Here is a 17,679-nt window from a genome sequence, read left to right as displayed (position 1 = left end):
ATGGTGATGCCGGGCGACAACGTGGAGATCAATGTCGAGCTGATCGTTCCGATCGCGATGGAAGAGAAGCTCCGCTTTGCCATCCGCGAAGGCGGCCGCACCGTCGGTGCAGGCGTCGTCGCAGCAATCCTCGACTAGGATCGGACCGCGGTCAGCCGCGGCTCGGATCGGGTTTCGGGCGCCGGACCGCGGGAGTGGTCCGGCGCCCTTTTCGTTGGAAGAGGGACCATGGAGGGAGGAGGGACCCATGGAGACTTTCTTGGACACGCTCGCAGGCACGCCCTGGTGGGTCTGGCTGGTGCTCTGCTATCTCATTTTCGTCGGCTGGCGCCGCTCGCGCACCCGGGTCATGCCGCTGGGCAAGACGTTCATCCTGCCGGCGGTGATCCTTGTCCTCGAGCTGGAGGCGGTGTGGCGCCTGGGGGACGGCGACGCCGCCCGGGTCGGGATCTGGATCGGTGGGCTGGCCGCGGGAATCGCGATCGGCCTGGTGATGGTCCACACGATGCGGATCCGCGCCGATCGGACACACGGTCTCGTCGAGATCCCGGGCAGCTGGAGCTATCTCGGGGCGCTCCTTCTCATTTTCGCGATCAAGTATTATTTCGGCTACAAGCAGGCGGTGGCGCCGGAGCAGATGGCCGAATCCGGCTGGATCGCCGCGCACCTGGCCGTCACCGGCGCACTGGCCGGCTGGCTGGTCGGCCGCGCCGGCGGGATCCTGTGGAAATATCGCCGCGAACCCAACTCGAACCTGGCGCCCGCGCCGCAGGATCGTTGAGCGAAGGCCGGCACAGGCGTGGACGCGCGCGGCGAGGGTCTTGCGCTCCGCCCTGAATTGTGGGAATTGCCGGTCGCTGGCGCGTGCCGGCCCGCGCAAGCGGGGTGGAACGCATCCGCGGAGTTGAGAGTCTAGGGGTGTAGCTCAGTTGGTAGAGCGGCGGTCTCCAAAACCGCAGGCCGGGGGTTCGAGCCCCTCCGCCCCTGCCATTTCCCGGGAAGGTCTGATATGATGGCCGTCCCGGATGGATCGGCGCCTGGCGTCGGTTGGCCTCCTCGTTCGCCGGAAGATGCGGACTTGGGGCTAACCCCTCTTGTGTTCCGTGGATCTGCACGCTAAATAGTCAGCGACGGGAAGGCGCGCGGCTGAGCCAGCGCGCCTTAATGTTCTTGTCAAGGCCCGATTCATGGCGAAAACCAATCCAATGCAGTTCCTCCAGCAGGTCCGCTCGGAGGTCGGAAAGGTAACATGGCCGACTCGTCGCGAGACCGTGATCACCACCATCATGGTGTTCATCATGGTCGCGTTCGCGTCCGTGTTCTTTCTCGTCGTGGACCAGCTCCTGAGCTGGGGCATTGGTTTCATTTTGGGCGTCGGGCGCTGAGCCCTTTGGGGCGGTGCCGGTCCACTCTCGCCGGCCCCGCAAGACTGGATTGGTGAACGATGGCGAAGCGCTGGTACATCGTCCACGCCTATTCGAATTTCGAGAAGAAGGTTGCCGAAGCGATCCGTGAAAAGGCGCAGGCAACCGGGCTGGACGAGCAATTTGAAGAAGTCCTCGTCCCCACCGAGAAGGTGGTGGAGGTTCGCCGCGGCCGCCGCGTTGACGCCGAGCGGAAGTTCTTCCCCGGTTACGTCCTCGTGAAGTGCGAGCTGACGGACCAAGTCTACCATCTGATCAAGAATACGCCTAAGGTGACCGGCTTTCTCGGTGCGGACCTGAAGCCCGTGCCGATCTCGGATGCCGAGGCTGAGCGTATTCTTCATCAGGTGTCGGAAGGCGTGGAACGGCCGAAGCCGTCGATCACGTTCGAGATCGGCGAGCAGGTGCGCGTGTCCGACGGGCCTTTCGCGTCGTTCAACGGACTGGTCGAGGAAGTCGACGACGAGCGTGCCCGCCTGAAGGTCGCGGTGTCGATCTTCGGCCGGCCGACCCCGGTCGAACTCGAGTACGGCCAGGTCGAGAAGCTTTGAGGCGCCGCGGCCGTCAGGTCGCGCGTCTTGTGAGAGTGGGTGGGAGGCAAGGGCCCGGTTTCGCCGCCGGTGCCGGACGCCGCACCACCCGACCGGAGGGGCCAGAGGCACATCGGGTGTTGCCCGGCCATCGCGTTTCGGAGAAGGATTGAATGGCGAAGAAGATCGAAGGCTACATCAAGCTGCAGGTCCCCGCGGGGTCGGCGACGCCGTCTCCGCCGATCGGCCCGGCGCTGGGTCAGCGCGGCCTGAACATCATGATGTTCTGCAAGGAGTTCAACGCGCGTACGCAGGAGCTGGAAAAGGCTGCTCCGTGCCCGACGGTGATCACCTACTACACCGACAAGTCCTTCACGTTCGACGTGAAGTCGCCGCCGGTGTCGCACTTTCTGAAGAAGGCCGCGAAGATCGGTTCGGGATCCAAGACCCCGGGGCGCTCCAACGCCGGCTCGGTGACCCGCGATCAGGTCCGCGAGATCGCGGAAGCGAAGATGAAGGACCTGAACGCGCTCGACGTCGATGCGGCCATGAAGATGGTCGAGGGCTCCGCCCGTTCGATGGGTCTCGAGGTGAAGGGCTGATCACGATGACAAAGATCGGAAAGCGTACGCGTTCTGCCCGCGAGGGCATCGAGCCGACCAACCTCTACGCTCTCGAGGACGCGCTGAAGCTCGTCAAGGAGCGGGCGACGGCAAAGTTCGACGAGACCGTCGAGTTCGTGATCAATCTCGGCGTCGACCCGCGCCATGCGGACCAGATGGTCCGTGGTGTTTGCGTGCTGCCGAACGGCACCGGCAAGTCGGTGCGCGTTGCGGTGTTCGCCCGGGGCGACAAGGCCGACGAGGCGAAGGCCGCCGGCGCGGACATCGTCGGAGCGGAAGAGCTGGTCGAGCAGATCCAGTCCGGCTCGATCGATTTCGACCGCTGCATTGCGACCCCGGACATGATGCCGCTCGTCGGCCGTCTCGGTAAGGTGCTGGGCCCGCGCGGCCTGATGCCGAACCCGAAGGTCGGCACGGTGACGCAGGACGTCGCCACCGCGGTCAACGACGCCAAGGGCGGCGCCGTGGAGTTTCGCGTGGAGAAGGCCGGCATCGTGCACGGCGGCATCGGCAAGGCCTCGTTCGACGAGACCGCTCTTGCTGCCAATATCCGCGCCTTCGCGGATGCCGTGGTCAAGGCCAAGCCGGCCGGTGCCAAGGGCTCCTACATCAAGAAGATGGCGCTGTCCTCGACCATGGGTCCTGGCGTTCGCGTCGATCCGTCCTCGGTCCTGCAGGCCTGAGGCGACTGAAGAGCTTCCCGGCCGGGACACCGGCCGGGCGACTTCGGTGACGGCGCGCATGCGGGCCTACACCGAAACCCTGTCCGAGACTGCAGGTGCCGGTTCGCCGGCTTAAGCCAGATGGGCCTGCACAGACGGGAACGAGCCAAGGATTTCCGGTCCTCGCGGACCGGCTTGGATCGAACCGTTGCGCCTTTGCCCGCGGGATCCGCGGACGAGGGGACAGGAAACCCTGAGTGTCGTGCGCGACGCTCGAATGGGCACCCGGGCGTTCCGGTCCTGTCTCCTTCGAGCGTTTCGTTCGGCGAAGGCAACCGGCGGCCGGCAACGGCTGGTCGCCAACCGGAGATGGCAAGTGGAAAGAGCGGAGAAGCACGAGTTCGTCGCGTCGCTCAACGAGGTGTTCGCGAACACCGGCGTTGTGGTCGTGGCGCATTATTCGGGCCTCTCGGTGTCGCAGATGACGTCCCTGCGTGCGCAGGTCCGTCAGGCGGGTGGGGCGGTCAAGGTCGCCAAGAACCGTCTTGCGAAGCTTGCTCTTCGTGGCACTGAGCTCGAGCACATCACCGAACTGTTCGAGGGGCCGACCGTGATCGTCTATTCCGACGATCCCGTCGCGGCGCCGAAGGCAGCGGTGGAATTCGCCAAGAAGAACGAGAAGCTCGTTCTCCTGGGTGGCGCTCTGGGCTCGACGAACCTCGATGCGGACGGTGTGAAGGCCTTGGCCACCATGCCGTCGCTGGACGAGCTGCGGGCAAAGCTGGTGGGCATGATTCAGACCCCTGGCACCCGTATCGCTCAGGTCGTCAACGCACCGGCCGGGCAGCTCGCCCGCGTCTTCGGCGCGTACGCCAAGAAGGACGAGGCTGCCTGAGTGGCTGCCGAGATCTCGAAAGATACCATCAGCGGTTCGAACCGGAAGGAACTTTGAACTATGGCCGATATGGAAAAGCTTGTTGAAGAACTGTCCTCCCTGACCGTCATGGAGGCCGCCGAGCTGTCGAAGCTTCTCGAAGAGAAGTGGGGCGTCTCGGCCGCGGCTCCGGTCGCGGTGGCGGCTGCCGGCGGTGCTGGCGGCGGCGAAGCCGCGGCTGCCGAGGAGCAGACCGAGTTCGACGTGATCCTCGCCGACGCCGGCGACAAGAAGATCAACGTCATCAAGGAAGTCCGCACGATCACCGGCCTGGGCCTCAAGGAGGCCAAGGATCTCGTCGAGGGCGCGCCGAAGCCTGTCAAGGAAGGCGCTTCCAAGGAAGAGGCCGAGGAGATCAAGAAGAAGCTCGAGGACGCCGGCGCCAAGGTCGAACTTAAGTAAGACCTGGACTGGTTATCCGGCGGGTGCCCTCGGGCCCTGCCGGACGAGCGAACGACTGCGATCCCGGACCGGGTGGCCAAGATGCGCCGCCCGGTCCGGGATCGAACGTGCTTCGCGCACGGCTTTCCGACGTCCTCCGAGGGAGGGCCCGGACGGTGGGTTTGACTGCAGGTTTTGAGGGATCCGGCCGTCGAGTGCCGGGTCTGATACGGAAACGAGGTGCCTGTCCCGGTCAGCGTCGGGCAGGCTGTCCGGCTGGTGCCGGCCTCATGACGTGGTGCCGCCGGGGCCGGCGACAGCGTCGGCAGCGATACGAGGAGCGACAATGACGCAGGCGTTCAACGGTCGCAAGCGGGTCAGGAAATTCTTCGGTTCGATCCGCGAAGTGGTGGATATGCCGAATCTCATCGAGGTTCAGAAGGCATCCTACGACCAGTTCCTTATGATGGAAAACGCCGACGGCGAGCGCCCGACCGAGGGTTTGCAGGCCGTCTTCAAGTCGGTTTTCCCGATTTCAGATTTCTCTGGAGGTGCGCTCCTCGAGTTCGTCGACTACGAGTTCGAGCCGCCGAAATATGATGTGGACGAATGCCGCCAGCGCGGCATGACGTTCGCCGCGCCGCTCAAGGTCAAGCTGCGGCTGATCGTGTTCGACGTGGACGAGGACACGGGCGCCAAGTCGGTCAAGGACATCAAGGAGCAGGATGTCTACATGGGCGACATGCCGCTCATGACGGACAACGGCACCTTCATCGTCAACGGGACCGAGCGCGTGATCGTTTCGCAGATGCACCGGTCGCCGGGCGTCTTCTTCGATCACGACAAGGGCAAGACCCACTCCTCGGGCAAGCTGCTGTTCGCGGCGCGCATCATTCCTTATCGCGGCTCGTGGCTCGACATCGAGTTCGACGCGAAGGACATCGTGCACGCCCGCATCGACCGCCGCCGCAAGATCCCGGTGACGTCGCTGATGCTCGCCCTCGGACTGACCGGCGAGGAGATCCTCAACACCTTCTACAAGCAGGTCGTCTACACCCGTGACGGCGAGGACTGGCGGATGCCGTTCGACGCCCAGCGCATGCGGGGCATGAAGGCCAACGCCGATCTGGTCGATGCGGATTCCGGCGAAGTGGTTCTGGAGGAGGGCCGCAAGCTCACCGCCCGCACCGCCCGCCAGCTGGCCGAGAAGGGCGTCAGCGCCCTGAAGGTGACCGACGATCAGCTCTACGGCCACTACCTGGCCGAGGATCTCGTCAATCCGTCCACCGGCGAAATCTACGCCGAGGCCGGTGACGAGATCGGCGCGAAGATGATCGAGGGCCTTATCGAGGCCGGCTTCACCGAGGTGCCACTGCTCGACATCGATCATGTCACCACCGGTGCCTACATCCGCAACACGCTCGCCGCCGACAAGAACATGTCGCGCGAGGAGGCGCTGTTCGACATCTACCGGGTGATGCGCCCGGGCGAGCCGCCGACGATCGAGACGGCCGAAGCGATGTTCCAGTCGCTGTTCTTCGATCCGGAGCGCTACGATCTCTCGGCCGTCGGCCGAGTGAAGATGAACATGCGCCTGGACCTGGAGTGCCCGGACACGGTGCGCGTGCTGCGCCGCGAGGACATCCTGGAGGTCATCCGCACGCTGCTTGACCTGCGCGACGGCCGCGGCGACATCGACGACATCGACAACCTCGGCAACCGCCGGGTCCGTTCGGTCGGCGAGCTGATGGAGAACCAGTACCGCGTCGGTCTGCTGCGCATGGAGCGGGCGATCAAGGAGCGCATGTCGTCGGTCGAGATCGACACCGTCATGCCGCAGGACCTGATCAACGCGAAGCCGGCGGCGGCCGCGGTCCGCGAGTTCTTCGGCTCCTCGCAGCTGTCGCAGTTCATGGACCAGACCAACCCGCTGTCGGAGGTCACCCACAAGCGCCGCCTTTCCGCGCTTGGCCCGGGCGGCCTGACCCGCGAGCGGGCGGGCTTCGAGGTGCGCGACGTGCATCCGACCCACTACGGCCGGATCTGTCCGATCGAGACGCCGGAGGGCCCGAATATCGGCCTGATCAACTCGCTCGCCACGTTCGCGCGGGTGAACAAGTACGGCTTCATCGAGGCGCCGTACCGCAAGGTCCACGAGGGCAAGGTCTCCGACGAGGTCGTCTACCTCTCGGCCATGGAAGAGGCGAAGCACCACGTCGCCCAGGCGAATGCGCCGCTCACCGATGACGGCAGGTTCGAGGAAGAGCTGACGATCTGTCGCCATGCCGGCGAAGTGATGATGGTCTCCCCGGACCGCGTCGACTACATGGACGTGTCGCCGAAGCAGCTCGTCTCGGTGGCGGCCGCGCTCATTCCGTTCCTGGAGAACGATGACGCGAACCGCGCGCTGATGGGCTCGAACATGCAGCGTCAGGCCGTGCCGCTGGTGCGCGCCGAGGCGCCGTTCGTCGGCACCGGCATGGAGGCCGTGGTCGCCCGGGATTCCGGAGCCGCCATCTCCGCACGCCGCGCCGGCGTCATCGACCAGGTGGATGCGACACGTATCGTCGTTCGCGCGATCGAGGATCTCGATCCGACGAAGTCGGGCGTCGACATCTACCGGCTGATGAAGTTCCAGCGCTCCAACCAGAACACCTGCGTCAACCAGCGTCCGCTTGTGCGCGTGGGCGACGTGGTGGCCAAGGGCGACATCATCGCCGACGGTCCGTCCACCGACCTGGGTGACCTGGCGCTCGGCCGCAACGTGCTCGTCGCGTTCATGCCGTGGAACGGCTACAACTTCGAGGACTCCATCCTGCTCTCCGAGCGGATCGTGTCGGACGACGTGTTCACCTCCATTCACATCGAGGAATTCGAGGTGATGGCGCGTGACACGAAGCTCGGCCCGGAGGAGATCACGCGCGACATTCCGAACGTCTCGGAAGAGGCGCTGAAGAATCTCGACGAAGCCGGCATCACCTATATCGGCGCGGAAGTGAATGCGGGCGACATCCTCGTCGGTAAGATCACGCCGAAGGGCGAAAGCCCGATGACGCCGGAAGAGAAGCTGCTGCGCGCCATCTTCGGCGAAAAGGCCTCCGATGTGCGTGACACGTCGCTGCGCGTTCCGCCGGGCGTCCAGGGCACTGTCGTCGAGGTGCGCGTGTTCAACCGGCACGGCGTCGAGAAGGACGAGCGTGCCATGGCGATCGAGCGCGAGGAGATCGAGCGCCTCGCCAAGGACCGCGACGACGAGCAGGCGATCCTCGACCGCAACGTCTACGGCCGCCTCACCGAGGTGCTGGCCGGCAAGACGGCAACGGCCGGCCCGAAGGGTTTCCGCAAGGGCGACGAGATCACCGCCGAGGCGCTCGGTGAGTATCCGCGGAGCCAGTGGTGGCAGTTCGCCGTCGGCGACGATGCCATCATGACGGAGATCGAGGCTCTTCAGACGCAGTACGAAGAGAGCCGCAAGCGCCTCGAAGGCCGCTTCATCGACAAGGTCGAGAAGCTGCAGCGGGGCGACGAGCTCCCGCCGGGCGTCATGAAGATGGTCAAGGTCTTCGTGGCGGTGAAGCGCAAGATCCAGCCGGGCGACAAGATGGCCGGCCGTCACGGCAACAAGGGTGTCGTGTCGAAGATCGTACCGGTGGAAGACATGCCGTTCCTCGAGGACGGGACCCATGTCGACATCGTGCTGAACCCGCTGGGCGTGCCGAGCCGCATGAACGTGGGCCAGATCCTGGAGACGCATCTGGGCTGGGCCTGCGCGGGCCTCGGACGGCGCATCGGCAACCTCGTTCGCGAGGCGCAGAAGGCCGGAAACGCCAACGAGCTAAAGAGCACGCTGCTGGAGATCTACGACGGCGGCACCAACGAGCCGATCGCCGAGTATGACGACGACTCGGTGCTGAAGCTCGGTCGCCAGCTGTCCACGGGTGTCCCGATCGCCACGCCGGTCTTCGACGGTGCCCGCGAGCCGGACATCGTGGAGATGCTGCAGCAGGCCGGTCTCGACGCGTCCGGTCAGTCGACGCTCTATGACGGGCGGACGGGTGAGCAGTTCGACCGTCAGGTGACGGTGGGCTACATCTATATGCTCAAGCTGCACCATCTGGTGGACGACAAGATCCACGCCCGCTCGATCGGCCCGTACTCGCTGGTCACCCAGCAGCCGCTTGGCGGCAAGGCCCAGTTCGGCGGACAGCGCTTCGGCGAGATGGAGGTCTGGGCTCTGGAGGCGTACGGCGCTGCCTACACGCTGCAGGAGATGCTCACGGTGAAGTCGGACGACGTGGCCGGCCGCACCAAGGTCTACGAAGCGATCGTCCGCGGCGACGACACCTTCGAGGCTGGCATCCCGGAGAGCTTCAACGTGCTCGTGAAGGAAATGCGGTCGCTGGGCCTCAACGTCGAACTGGTCGACGGCGAGAAGCGGCTGACCGCTCCCAGCGAGAGCGATGCGGCGGACGCCGCCGAATAAGGACATCCGCGCCGGCGGGCCTCGAGGCCTGCCGGCGCGGCGCGATGACGATCCGCCGGAGCCGCGGGGCTGGCGGGTGACGGGACCGACCGCGGACGGACGGCTTCGGGGTGGGCGCTCCGAGGCCGGATGCAGGAGCGGGCCGGACGGCGGCGCCGGCTTCTGCGGCAAACGGAATTTCAGCGGTTTCGGGCGGGGCACGCGGCCCTCCCCGCCGGAGCCGCTCTGAGCCCTTCGCGGCGAAGGAGAGAGCTTATGAATCAAGAAGTCATGAACCTGTTCAACACGCAGGCGCAGACTCAGGATTTCGATCGGATTCGCATCTCGATCGCCAGCCCGGAGAAGATTCTCTCCTGGTCGTTTGGTGAGATCAAAAAGCCCGAGACGATCAACTACCGGACCTTCAAGCCCGAGCGCGACGGCCTGTTCTGCGCGCGCATCTTCGGCCCCGTGAAGGACTATGAGTGCTTGTGCGGCAAGTACAAGCGCATGAAGTACAAGGGCGTCATCTGCGAGAAGTGCGGCGTCGAGGTCACCCTGCAGCGCGTCCGTCGCGAGCGCATGGGTCACATCGAGCTGGCTGCTCCGGTCGCGCACATCTGGTTCCTGAAGTCGCTGCCCTCGCGCATCGGCCTGCTCCTCGACATGACCCTGAAGGACCTGGAGCGCATCCAGTACTTCGAGAACTATGTCGTGCTCGAGCCGGGTCTGACGCCGCTGAAGCCGCTGCAGCTCCTCTCCGAGGAAGAGTATCTGCGCGCCCAGGACGAGTATGGTGAAGATGCCTTCACGGCGATGATCGGTGCGGAAGCCATCCGCGACATGCTGATGAAGCTCGACCTGGAGCGCGAGCGTGACCGGCTGCGGCAGGAGATCGCGGAATCGACTTCCGAGCTGAAGCCGAAGAAGCTCGCCAAGCGTCTGAAGATCGTCGAGGCCTTCATCGAGTCCGGCAACAAGCCGGAGTGGATGATTCTCACCCACATCCCGGTGATCCCGCCGGACCTGCGTCCGCTCGTCCCGCTGGATGGTGGCCGGTTCGCGACCTCGGACCTGAACGATCTCTACCGCCGCGTCATCAACCGGAACAACCGGCTGAAGCGGCTGATCGAGCTGCGCGCGCCGGACATCATCATCCGCAACGAGAAGCGCATGCTTCAGGAAGCGGTGGATGCACTGTTCGACAACGGCCGCCGTGGACGTGTCATCACCGGCGCCAACAAGCGCCCGCTGAAGTCGCTCAGCGACATGCTCAAGGGCAAGCAGGGCCGGTTCCGCCAGAACCTGCTCGGCAAGCGCGTCGACTATTCCGGCCGTTCGGTGATCGTGGTGGGTCCAGAGCTCAAGCTCCACCAGTGCGGTCTGCCGAAGAAGATGGCGCTTGAGCTGTTCAAGCCGTTCATCTACTCGCGCCTCGACGCCAAGGGCTACTCGTCCACCGTGAAGCAGGCGAAGAAGCTCGTCGAGAAGGAGAAGCCGGAGGTCTGGGATATCCTGGACGAGGTGATCCGCGAGCACCCGGTCATGCTGAACCGGGCACCGACGCTGCACCGTCTCGGCATCCAGGCGTTCGAGCCGGTCCTCATCGAAGGCAAGGCGATCCAGCTGCATCCGCTGGTCTGCGCGGCGTTCAACGCCGACTTCGACGGCGACCAGATGGCCGTGCACGTTCCGCTGTCGCTCGAGGCGCAGCTGGAAGCGCGCGTCCTGATGATGTCGACGAACAACATCCTGCACCCGGCCAACGGTCAGCCGATCATCGTGCCGTCGCAGGACATCGTTCTTGGCCTCTACTACCTGTCGCTGATGGCGGAAGGCGAGCCGGGCGAGGGCATGGTGTTCGGCGACATGGCCGAGCTGCAGCACGCGCTCGAGACCAAGTCCATCACGGTGCACACCAAGATCCGCAGCCGCTTCCGGACGATCGACGAAGAGGGCAACGAAGTCTCGCAGATCCATGAGACCACGCCCGGCCGGATGATGATCGGCGACCTGCTGCCGAAGCACCCCGCGGTTCCGTTCGAGACCTGCAATCGTCTGATGACGAAGAAGGACATCTCGCGGATGATCGACACCGTCTACCGCGCTTGCGGTCAGAAGGAGACGGTCATCTTCTGCGACCGGATCATGGCGCTCGGCTTCACCAACGCGTTCAAGGCGGGCATCTCGTTCGGCAAGGACGACATGGTCATCCCGGACACCAAGCACGGCCTGGTCGAAGAGACCCAGGAGCTCGTGAAGGAATACGAGCAGCAATACAACGACGGCCTGATCACCCAGGGTGAGAAGTACAACAAGGTCGTCGATGCCTGGGCCAAGTGCACCGACAAGGTCGCCGACGAGATGATGAAGCGCATTCAGGCGGTTCATCGCGACGAGGAAACCGGGCGGCAGAAGCAGATCAACTCGATCTACATGATGAGCCACTCCGGTGCCCGTGGTTCGCCGGCGCAGATGAAGCAGCTTGCCGGCATGCGCGGCCTGATGGCCAAGCCGTCGGGCGAGATCATCGAGACGCCGATCATCTCGAACTTCAAGGAAGGCCTGTCGGTTCTGGAGTACTTCAACTCCACCCATGGCGCTCGTAAGGGCCTGGCCGACACCGCGCTGAAGACCGCGAACTCGGGTTACCTGACCCGTCGTCTGGTCGACGTGGCCCAGGACTCCATCGTCACGGAGCACGATTGCGGTTCCACCCGCGGCATCACGATGGAAGCCATCGTGGACGCAGGACAGGTGGTCGCGACGCTCGGCATGCGCATCCTCGGCCGTACGGCCGGCGAGGACATCACCGACCCGTCCACCGGCGAGATGCTGGTGCCGGCGGGCGAGCTAATCTCGGAGAAGGACGTCGAGGCGATCGAGGCGGCCGGCATTCAGTCGGTGAAGATCCGGTCGGTGCTGACCTGCGAGACCAAGGCGGGCGTCTGCGGCAGCTGCTACGGACGCGATCTGGCACGCGGTACGCCGGTCAATCTCGGCGAAGCTGTCGGCGTCATCGCCGCGCAGTCGATCGGCGAGCCGGGCACCCAGCTGACGATGCGGACGTTCCACATCGGCGGCACGGCCCAGGTGGTGGACTCCTCGTTCCTGGAATCGACCTTCGACGGCACGATCGCCATCCGCAACCGCAACGTCGTGCGCGATTCGGAAGGCAAGCTGACGGCCATGGGCCGCAACATGCAGGTCGCGATTGTCGACAAGGACGGATCCGAGCGGGTCACCCACAAGATCATCTATGGCTCGCGGCTGCATGTGGACGAGGGCGACGAGATCAAGCGTGGCCAGCGGATCGCGGAATGGGACCCCTACACCCGTCCGATCCTCACCGAGGTCGATGGCACCGTCGACTTCGAGGATCTGGTGGAAGGCGTCTCTGTGTCGGAATCGACCGACGAGGCGACCGGCATCACCAAGCGTTCGGTGATCGACTGGCGGTCGCACACCCGGGGCACCGACCTGAAGCCGGCGATCGTGATCAAGGATGCCAACGGCGAAGTGGTGAAGCTGCAGCGTGGTGGCGAGGCCCGCTACCTGCTCTCGGTCGAGACCATTCTCTCGGTCGACAAGGGGGCGAAGGTCTCCGCCGGTGACGTGCTTGCGCGTATTCCGCTGGAGAGCGCCAAGACCCGTGACATCACCGGCGGTCTGCCGCGGGTGGCGGAGCTGTTCGAGGCACGGCGTCCGAAGGACCACGCGGTCATCGCGGAAACCACGGGCACCGTGCGGTTCGGCAAGGACTACAAGAACAAGCGCCGGATCATCATCGAGCCTGAGGACGAGAGCCAGGAGCCGGTCGAGTACCTGATCCCGAAGGGCAAGCACATCCACCTGCAGGATGGCGACCTCATCGAGAAGGGCGACTACGTCCTCGACGGTAACCCGGCGCCGCACGACATCCTCGCGATCAACGGCGTCGAGGCGCTTGCTGCCTACCTCGTCAACGAGATCCAGGAGGTCTACCGGCTGCAGGGCGTGACCATCAACGACAAGCATATCGAGGTGATCGTTCGCCAGATGCTGCAGAAGGTCGAGGTGGACGACGCCGGCGAGACGGAGCTGCTCAACGGCGAGCAGATCGACCGGGTCGAACTGGACGTGATCAACGACCTGGCGAAGGAAGAGGGCCGCAAGCCCGCGACCGCCAATCCTGTGCTGCTCGGCATCACCAAGGCGAGCCTGCAGACGCGGTCCTTCATCTCGGCGGCCTCGTTCCAGGAGACCACCCGCGTCCTCACCGAGGCGGCGGTCAACGGCAAGGCCGACATGCTGGAAGGCCTCAAGGAAAACGTCATCGTGGGCCGCCTGATCCCAGCCGGCACGGGCGGAACAATGACCCGGATCCGCGAGATCGCGACCCGTCGCGACGAGCTGATCCTGGAGGAGCGCCGCAAGGAGCAGGCGAAGTTCGACACGGGGCTGATCGAGCAGCAGGCCTCGACTGCGGGCGAGTAAGCCCTCGCACGACGTCTGAGATACGAGGGCCGCGGTGGCATCCACCGCGGCCCTTTTTCATGCCGAAGCGACTGGTGGAGGTTCTTCCGCCTGACGAAGTTCCTGCATAATGTCATCAGTCCACCGCGCCTCTCCCGGCGCGCGGACCGGTCCTTCAGGAGGGGAAGATCATGAAGACACGCTTGGTCCCGTACTTCGCCGCCGTGGCGCTCGCCGTGGCGACCACCGGCCTGCCGACCGCGGCCATGGCCGACGACGATACCTTCATCGCCGCCGCCTACAGCAAGCACAACGGCTCGGTCGGCTTCGCGGCAGCAACCAGCGAGGCCGATGCGAAGTCCAAGGCGATCTCCGAGTGCGAGAAGGGCGCAAGTGACTGCCAGGTCATGATCTCGGGTTCCCAGATGTGCATCTCGCTTGCCCGCTCGGCGGACGAGAAGTCGCTCGGCCTTGGCGGCAGCAACACGCGAGCGGGATCGCAGGACGAGGCGATGAAGGAATGCGCCGTCGACGGCGCGAAGGGCTGCAACATCCACGATACCTATTGCGCTCCGTCCTCGCTCAAGTGAGATTCGGCGCATTATATCCGGGTGTCCGCGCGGGGTTTCCCGAGGGTCCGATCTTGCCGGACCCCGGGCAAAGATGGTCCGGTGGGGGTGAAACAACCCTGGCCGGACAGATTTCCCCAACTGAGAGGCCGTCTGGGGGACCCGAAGGGCTGCCTTTCGCGAAAAACCGCCGATTATCCCCGCGCAAGGGTTGACGCGATCCCGCGGAGTGACTAGGTTCCGCCCACTTCCACGGCAGGCGGTAAGTCATTTCCTTCTTGCGGTCGACGCGAGAACAACGACTTAAACGCTGTCGGGTCCATGAGCGACACGAGCTCTGAACCATGATCACGCACTTTCGGGTGGGTGATCCTCTGGATGTGCGCCGTCCGTGCCTCTTTGGGGTGCGGGCCTGGCGTTTTTGTTGTCATGGCCGGACGTGGACGAGAGTTTACGGGTTCGGGCAGAACGGAACGGATAAGTATGCCGACCATCAACCAGTTGATCCGCAAGCCGCGCAAGGCGCCGACGAAGCGCAACAAGGTGCCGGCGATGGAGGCGTGCCCTCAGAAGCGCGGCGTTTGCACGCGCGTCTACACGACCACGCCGAAGAAGCCGAACTCGGCTCTGCGTAAGGTCGCGAAGGTTCGCCTGACCAACCAGTACGAGGTCATCGGCTACATCCCGGGTGAGGGGCATAACCTCCAGGAGCACTCCGTGGTGATGATCCGCGGCGGGCGCGTGAAGGACCTTCCGGGCGTGCGTTATCACATCCTGCGTGGCGTGCTCGATACGCAGGGCGTCAAGGATCGCAAGCAGCGTCGTTCGAAGTACGGCGCCAAGCGGCCGAAGTAATGAATCTGTCCCGGCGGCACGAGCAGTCGGGGCGAGCGCAGGTTTCGGAGAGAAGCTGAAACATGTCACGTCGTCACAGCGCCGAAAAGCGCGAGATCATGCCGGACCCGAAGTACGGCGACGTCGTCCTCACCAAGTTCATGAACTCGGTGATGTACGACGGCAAGAAGTCTGCCGCCGAACGGATCGTCTACGGCGCTCTCGAGGTCATTGAGGGCAAGACCCGGCAGGATCCGGTTGGGGTTTTTCACGAGGCGCTGACCAACGTGATGCCGCAGGTTGAAGTGCGGTCGCGTCGCGTCGGTGGTGCCACCTACCAGGTGCCGGTCGAGGTTCGCCCGGAGCGCCGTCAGGCGCTGGCGATCCGCTGGCTGATCACCGCTGCGCGCAAGCGCAACGACAAAACCATGGTGGATCGGCTGTCGGGCGAGCTGCTCGATGCCGCGAACAACCGTGGCACTGCAGTCAAGAAGCGCGAAGACACGCACAAGATGGCCGAGGCCAATCGCGCGTTCTCGCACTATCGCTGGTAATCGGTCGAAGTCAGGAAGGCGCGCGCCATGTCTCGCACCCACAAGATGGAAGACTATCGTAATTTCGGCATCATGGCCCACATCGATGCCGGAAAGACGACGACGACCGAGCGGATTCTCTATTACACCGGTCGCAGCCACAAGATCGGCGAAGTCCATGACGGCGCCGCCACCATGGACTGGATGGAGCAGGAGCAGGAGCGCGGCATCACGATCACGTCGGCCGCGACGACCGCTTACTGGCAGGACAAGCGCCTGAACATCATCGACACGCCCGGCCACGTGGACTTCACCATCGAGGTGGAGCGCTCGCTGCGGGTGCTCGACGGTGCCATCGCGCTGCTCGACGCCAACGCCGGCGTTGAGCCGCAGACCGAGACCGTGTGGCGTCAGGCGGACAAGTACTCCGTCCCGCGCATGATCTTCGTCAACAAAATGGACAAGCTGGGCGCGGACTACTTCCGCTGCCTGACGATGATCGAGGAGCGCCTCGGCACGAAGCCGCTCGTCATGCAGCTGCCCATCGGTGCCGAGAACGAGTTCGCCGGCGTCATCGACCTGCTGCGCATGCAGGCAATCGTCTGGGAAGACGAGAGTCTCGGTGCGAAGTTCAACTACCAGGACATTCCGGCCGATCTTCTGGATCAGGCGAAGGAATATCGCGAGAAGCTTATCGAGACCGCCGTCGAAGCCGACGACGACGCAATGGAAGCCTATCTCGAGGGCAACGAGCCCGACCTGGAAACGGTCAAGGGCATCATCCGCAAGGGCACCATCGACAACACGTTCGTTCCGATCTTCTGCGGCTCTGCCTTCAAGAACAAGGGCGTGCAGCCCCTGCTCGACGCCGTTGTCGACTATCTGCCGAGCCCGATCGACGTGGAGTCCATTCGTGGCATCGACGTGAAGACCGGCGAAGACGTGAAGCGTCGCTCTTCGGACGATGGTCCGCTGGCCATGCTCGCCTTCAAGGTGATGAACGATCCGTTCGTCGGCTCGCTCACCTTCTGCCGTATCTACTCGGGCAAGCTCGAGCAGGGCGGCAGCGTGATGAACACGGTGAAGGAGAAGCGCGAGCGCGTCGGCCGGATGCTGCAGATGCACTCCAACTCGCGTGAAGAGATCAAGGAAGCCTACGCCGGCGACATCGTGGCTCTGGCCGGTCTCAAGGAGACCACCACCGGTGACACGTTGTGCGACGCGAACGCTCCCGTGATCCTGGAGCGCATGGAGTTCCCGGATCCGGTGATCGAGATCGCTATCGAGCCGAAGACCAAGTCGGACCAGGAGAAGATGGGCCTCGCCCTGAACCGCCTGGCTGCGGAGGACCCGTCCTTCCGCGTCAAGACCGACGAGGAATCCGGCCAGACGATCATCGCCGGCATGGGCGAGCTTCACCTCGACATCCTGGTCGACCGCATGAAGCGGGAGTTCAAGGTCGAGGCGAACATCGGCGCTCCGCAGGTGGCTTATCGCGAGACCATCACGAAGCCGACCGAGATCGACTACACCCACAAGAAGCAGACCGGTGGTACCGGCCAGTTCGCCCGCGTCAAGCTGACGATCGAGCCGAACGAGACCGGCGCCGGCTTCTCCTTCGAATCGAAGATCGTGGGTGGCTCGGTCCCGAAGGAGTACATCCCGGGTGTCCAGAAGGGCATCCAGAGCGTGATGACCTCCGGTCCGATCGCCGGCTTCCCGATGGTCGACATCAAGGCCGAGCTCATCGACGGCGCGTTCCATGATGTGGACTCCAGCGTGTTGGCGTTCGAGATCGCGTCCCGCGCCGGTTTCCGCGAGGGCATCCAGAAGGCCGGCCCGAAGCTGCTCGAGCCGATCATGAAGGTCGAGGTCGTGACCCCCGAGGAGTTCGCCGGCACCGTCATGGGTGACCTGAACTCCCGTCGCGGTCAGATCCAGGGCACCGAGGCGCGCGGCATTGCGACCGTGGTCAACGCCTTCGTCCCGCTGGCCAACATGTTCGGGTACGTGTCGAACCTGCGGTCGATGACCCAGGGTCGGGCTCAGTACACGATGCAGTTCGACCACTACGAACAGGTTCCGCAGAACGTCGCTGACGAGGTCCAGGCGAAGTACGCCTGATCCCGCACCGAATTCTAAGATCCGGTTGAAACAGATTTAGACCGAACGGAGTACGCCGATGGCGAAGGAAAAGTTTTCGCGCAACAAGCCGCACGTGAACATTGGCACGATTGGCCACGTTGACCACGGCAAGACGTCGCTGACGGCG

15 protein-coding genes and 1 tRNA gene are annotated in these 17,679 nt (G+C 64.4%); all 16 read left to right on the top strand.

Features of this window, described 5'->3' with window-relative positions; all coding sequences use genetic code 11:
* A partial coding sequence (locus C507_RS22930; RefSeq protein WP_018701474.1) for an EF-Tu C-terminal domain-related protein occupies positions 1 to 138 on the top strand: 138 nt, incomplete at its 5' end.
* A 109-nt stretch (positions 139 to 247) separates the two neighbouring features.
* On the top strand, positions 248 to 781 hold the full coding sequence (locus tag C507_RS0119835) for a hypothetical protein (protein WP_018701473.1): 534 nt from the start codon (positions 248 to 250) through the stop codon (positions 779 to 781).
* A gap of 133 nt (positions 782 to 914) precedes the next feature.
* Positions 915 to 990: transfer RNA gene (locus C507_RS0119830), tRNA-Trp, on the top strand.
* Positions 991 to 1,187: 197 nt separating this feature from the next.
* Positions 1,188 to 1,385 (top strand): preprotein translocase subunit SecE, encoded by a 198-nt coding sequence (gene secE / locus C507_RS0119825; protein ID WP_026319267.1) that lies wholly within the window; start codon positions 1,188 to 1,190, stop codon positions 1,383 to 1,385.
* Between the two features lie 59 nt (positions 1,386 to 1,444).
* A complete protein-coding gene (gene nusG / locus C507_RS0119820) occupies positions 1,445 to 1,975 on the top strand; it encodes a transcription termination/antitermination protein NusG (protein WP_018701471.1) in 531 nt (176 codons plus the stop codon).
* 152 nt (positions 1,976 to 2,127) lie between these two features.
* Positions 2,128 to 2,556, top strand: a complete 429-nt coding sequence (gene rplK, locus C507_RS0119815; RefSeq protein WP_018701470.1) for a 50S ribosomal protein L11 — start codon at positions 2,128 to 2,130, stop codon at positions 2,554 to 2,556.
* Positions 2,557 to 2,561: 5 nt separating this feature from the next.
* Positions 2,562 to 3,260, top strand: coding sequence for a 50S ribosomal protein L1 (rplA, locus tag C507_RS0119810; protein ID WP_018701469.1), 699 nt, complete (start codon positions 2,562 to 2,564; stop codon positions 3,258 to 3,260).
* 355 nt (positions 3,261 to 3,615) lie between these two features.
* Positions 3,616 to 4,134 (top strand): 50S ribosomal protein L10, encoded by a 519-nt coding sequence (rplJ, locus tag C507_RS0119805; protein ID WP_018701468.1) that lies wholly within the window; start codon positions 3,616 to 3,618, stop codon positions 4,132 to 4,134.
* 60 nt (positions 4,135 to 4,194) lie between these two features.
* On the top strand, positions 4,195 to 4,575 hold the full coding sequence (rplL, locus tag C507_RS0119800; RefSeq protein WP_018701467.1) for a 50S ribosomal protein L7/L12: 381 nt from the start codon (positions 4,195 to 4,197) through the stop codon (positions 4,573 to 4,575).
* Positions 4,576 to 4,900: 325 nt separating this feature from the next.
* On the top strand, positions 4,901 to 9,037 hold the full coding sequence (gene rpoB, locus C507_RS0119795; protein ID WP_018701466.1) for a DNA-directed RNA polymerase subunit beta: 4,137 nt from the start codon (positions 4,901 to 4,903) through the stop codon (positions 9,035 to 9,037).
* A 255-nt stretch (positions 9,038 to 9,292) separates the two neighbouring features.
* Positions 9,293 to 13,492 (top strand): DNA-directed RNA polymerase subunit beta', encoded by a 4,200-nt coding sequence (gene rpoC / locus C507_RS0119790; protein ID WP_018701465.1) that lies wholly within the window; start codon positions 9,293 to 9,295, stop codon positions 13,490 to 13,492.
* Between the two features lie 170 nt (positions 13,493 to 13,662).
* On the top strand, positions 13,663 to 14,061 hold the full coding sequence (locus C507_RS0119785) for a DUF4189 domain-containing protein (protein WP_018701464.1): 399 nt from the start codon (positions 13,663 to 13,665) through the stop codon (positions 14,059 to 14,061).
* A gap of 462 nt (positions 14,062 to 14,523) precedes the next feature.
* Positions 14,524 to 14,895 carry a 30S ribosomal protein S12 gene (gene rpsL, locus C507_RS0119780; protein WP_018701463.1) on the top strand — a complete coding sequence of 124 codons (372 nt, stop codon included), beginning with the start codon at positions 14,524 to 14,526 and terminating at the stop codon, positions 14,893 to 14,895.
* A 62-nt stretch (positions 14,896 to 14,957) separates the two neighbouring features.
* The gene (gene rpsG, locus C507_RS0119775) at positions 14,958 to 15,428 is read left to right on the top strand and encodes a 30S ribosomal protein S7 (RefSeq protein WP_018701462.1); all 471 of its coding nucleotides are present in this window, start codon (positions 14,958 to 14,960) and stop codon (positions 15,426 to 15,428) included.
* 27 nt (positions 15,429 to 15,455) lie between these two features.
* A complete protein-coding gene (fusA, locus tag C507_RS0119770) occupies positions 15,456 to 17,531 on the top strand; it encodes an elongation factor G (RefSeq protein WP_018701461.1) in 2,076 nt (691 codons plus the stop codon).
* Positions 17,532 to 17,589: 58 nt separating this feature from the next.
* Positions 17,590 to 17,679: GTP-binding protein (locus C507_RS23210; protein WP_018701460.1), on the top strand; the 90-nt coding region annotated here is incomplete at its 3' end.

It is taken from the genome of Amorphus coralli DSM 19760 (genome assembly GCF_000374525.1).
GTDB classification, from domain to species: domain Bacteria; phylum Pseudomonadota; class Alphaproteobacteria; order Rhizobiales; family Amorphaceae; genus Amorphus; species Amorphus coralli.
This window is presented reverse-complemented; position numbering and strand designations above follow the sequence as displayed.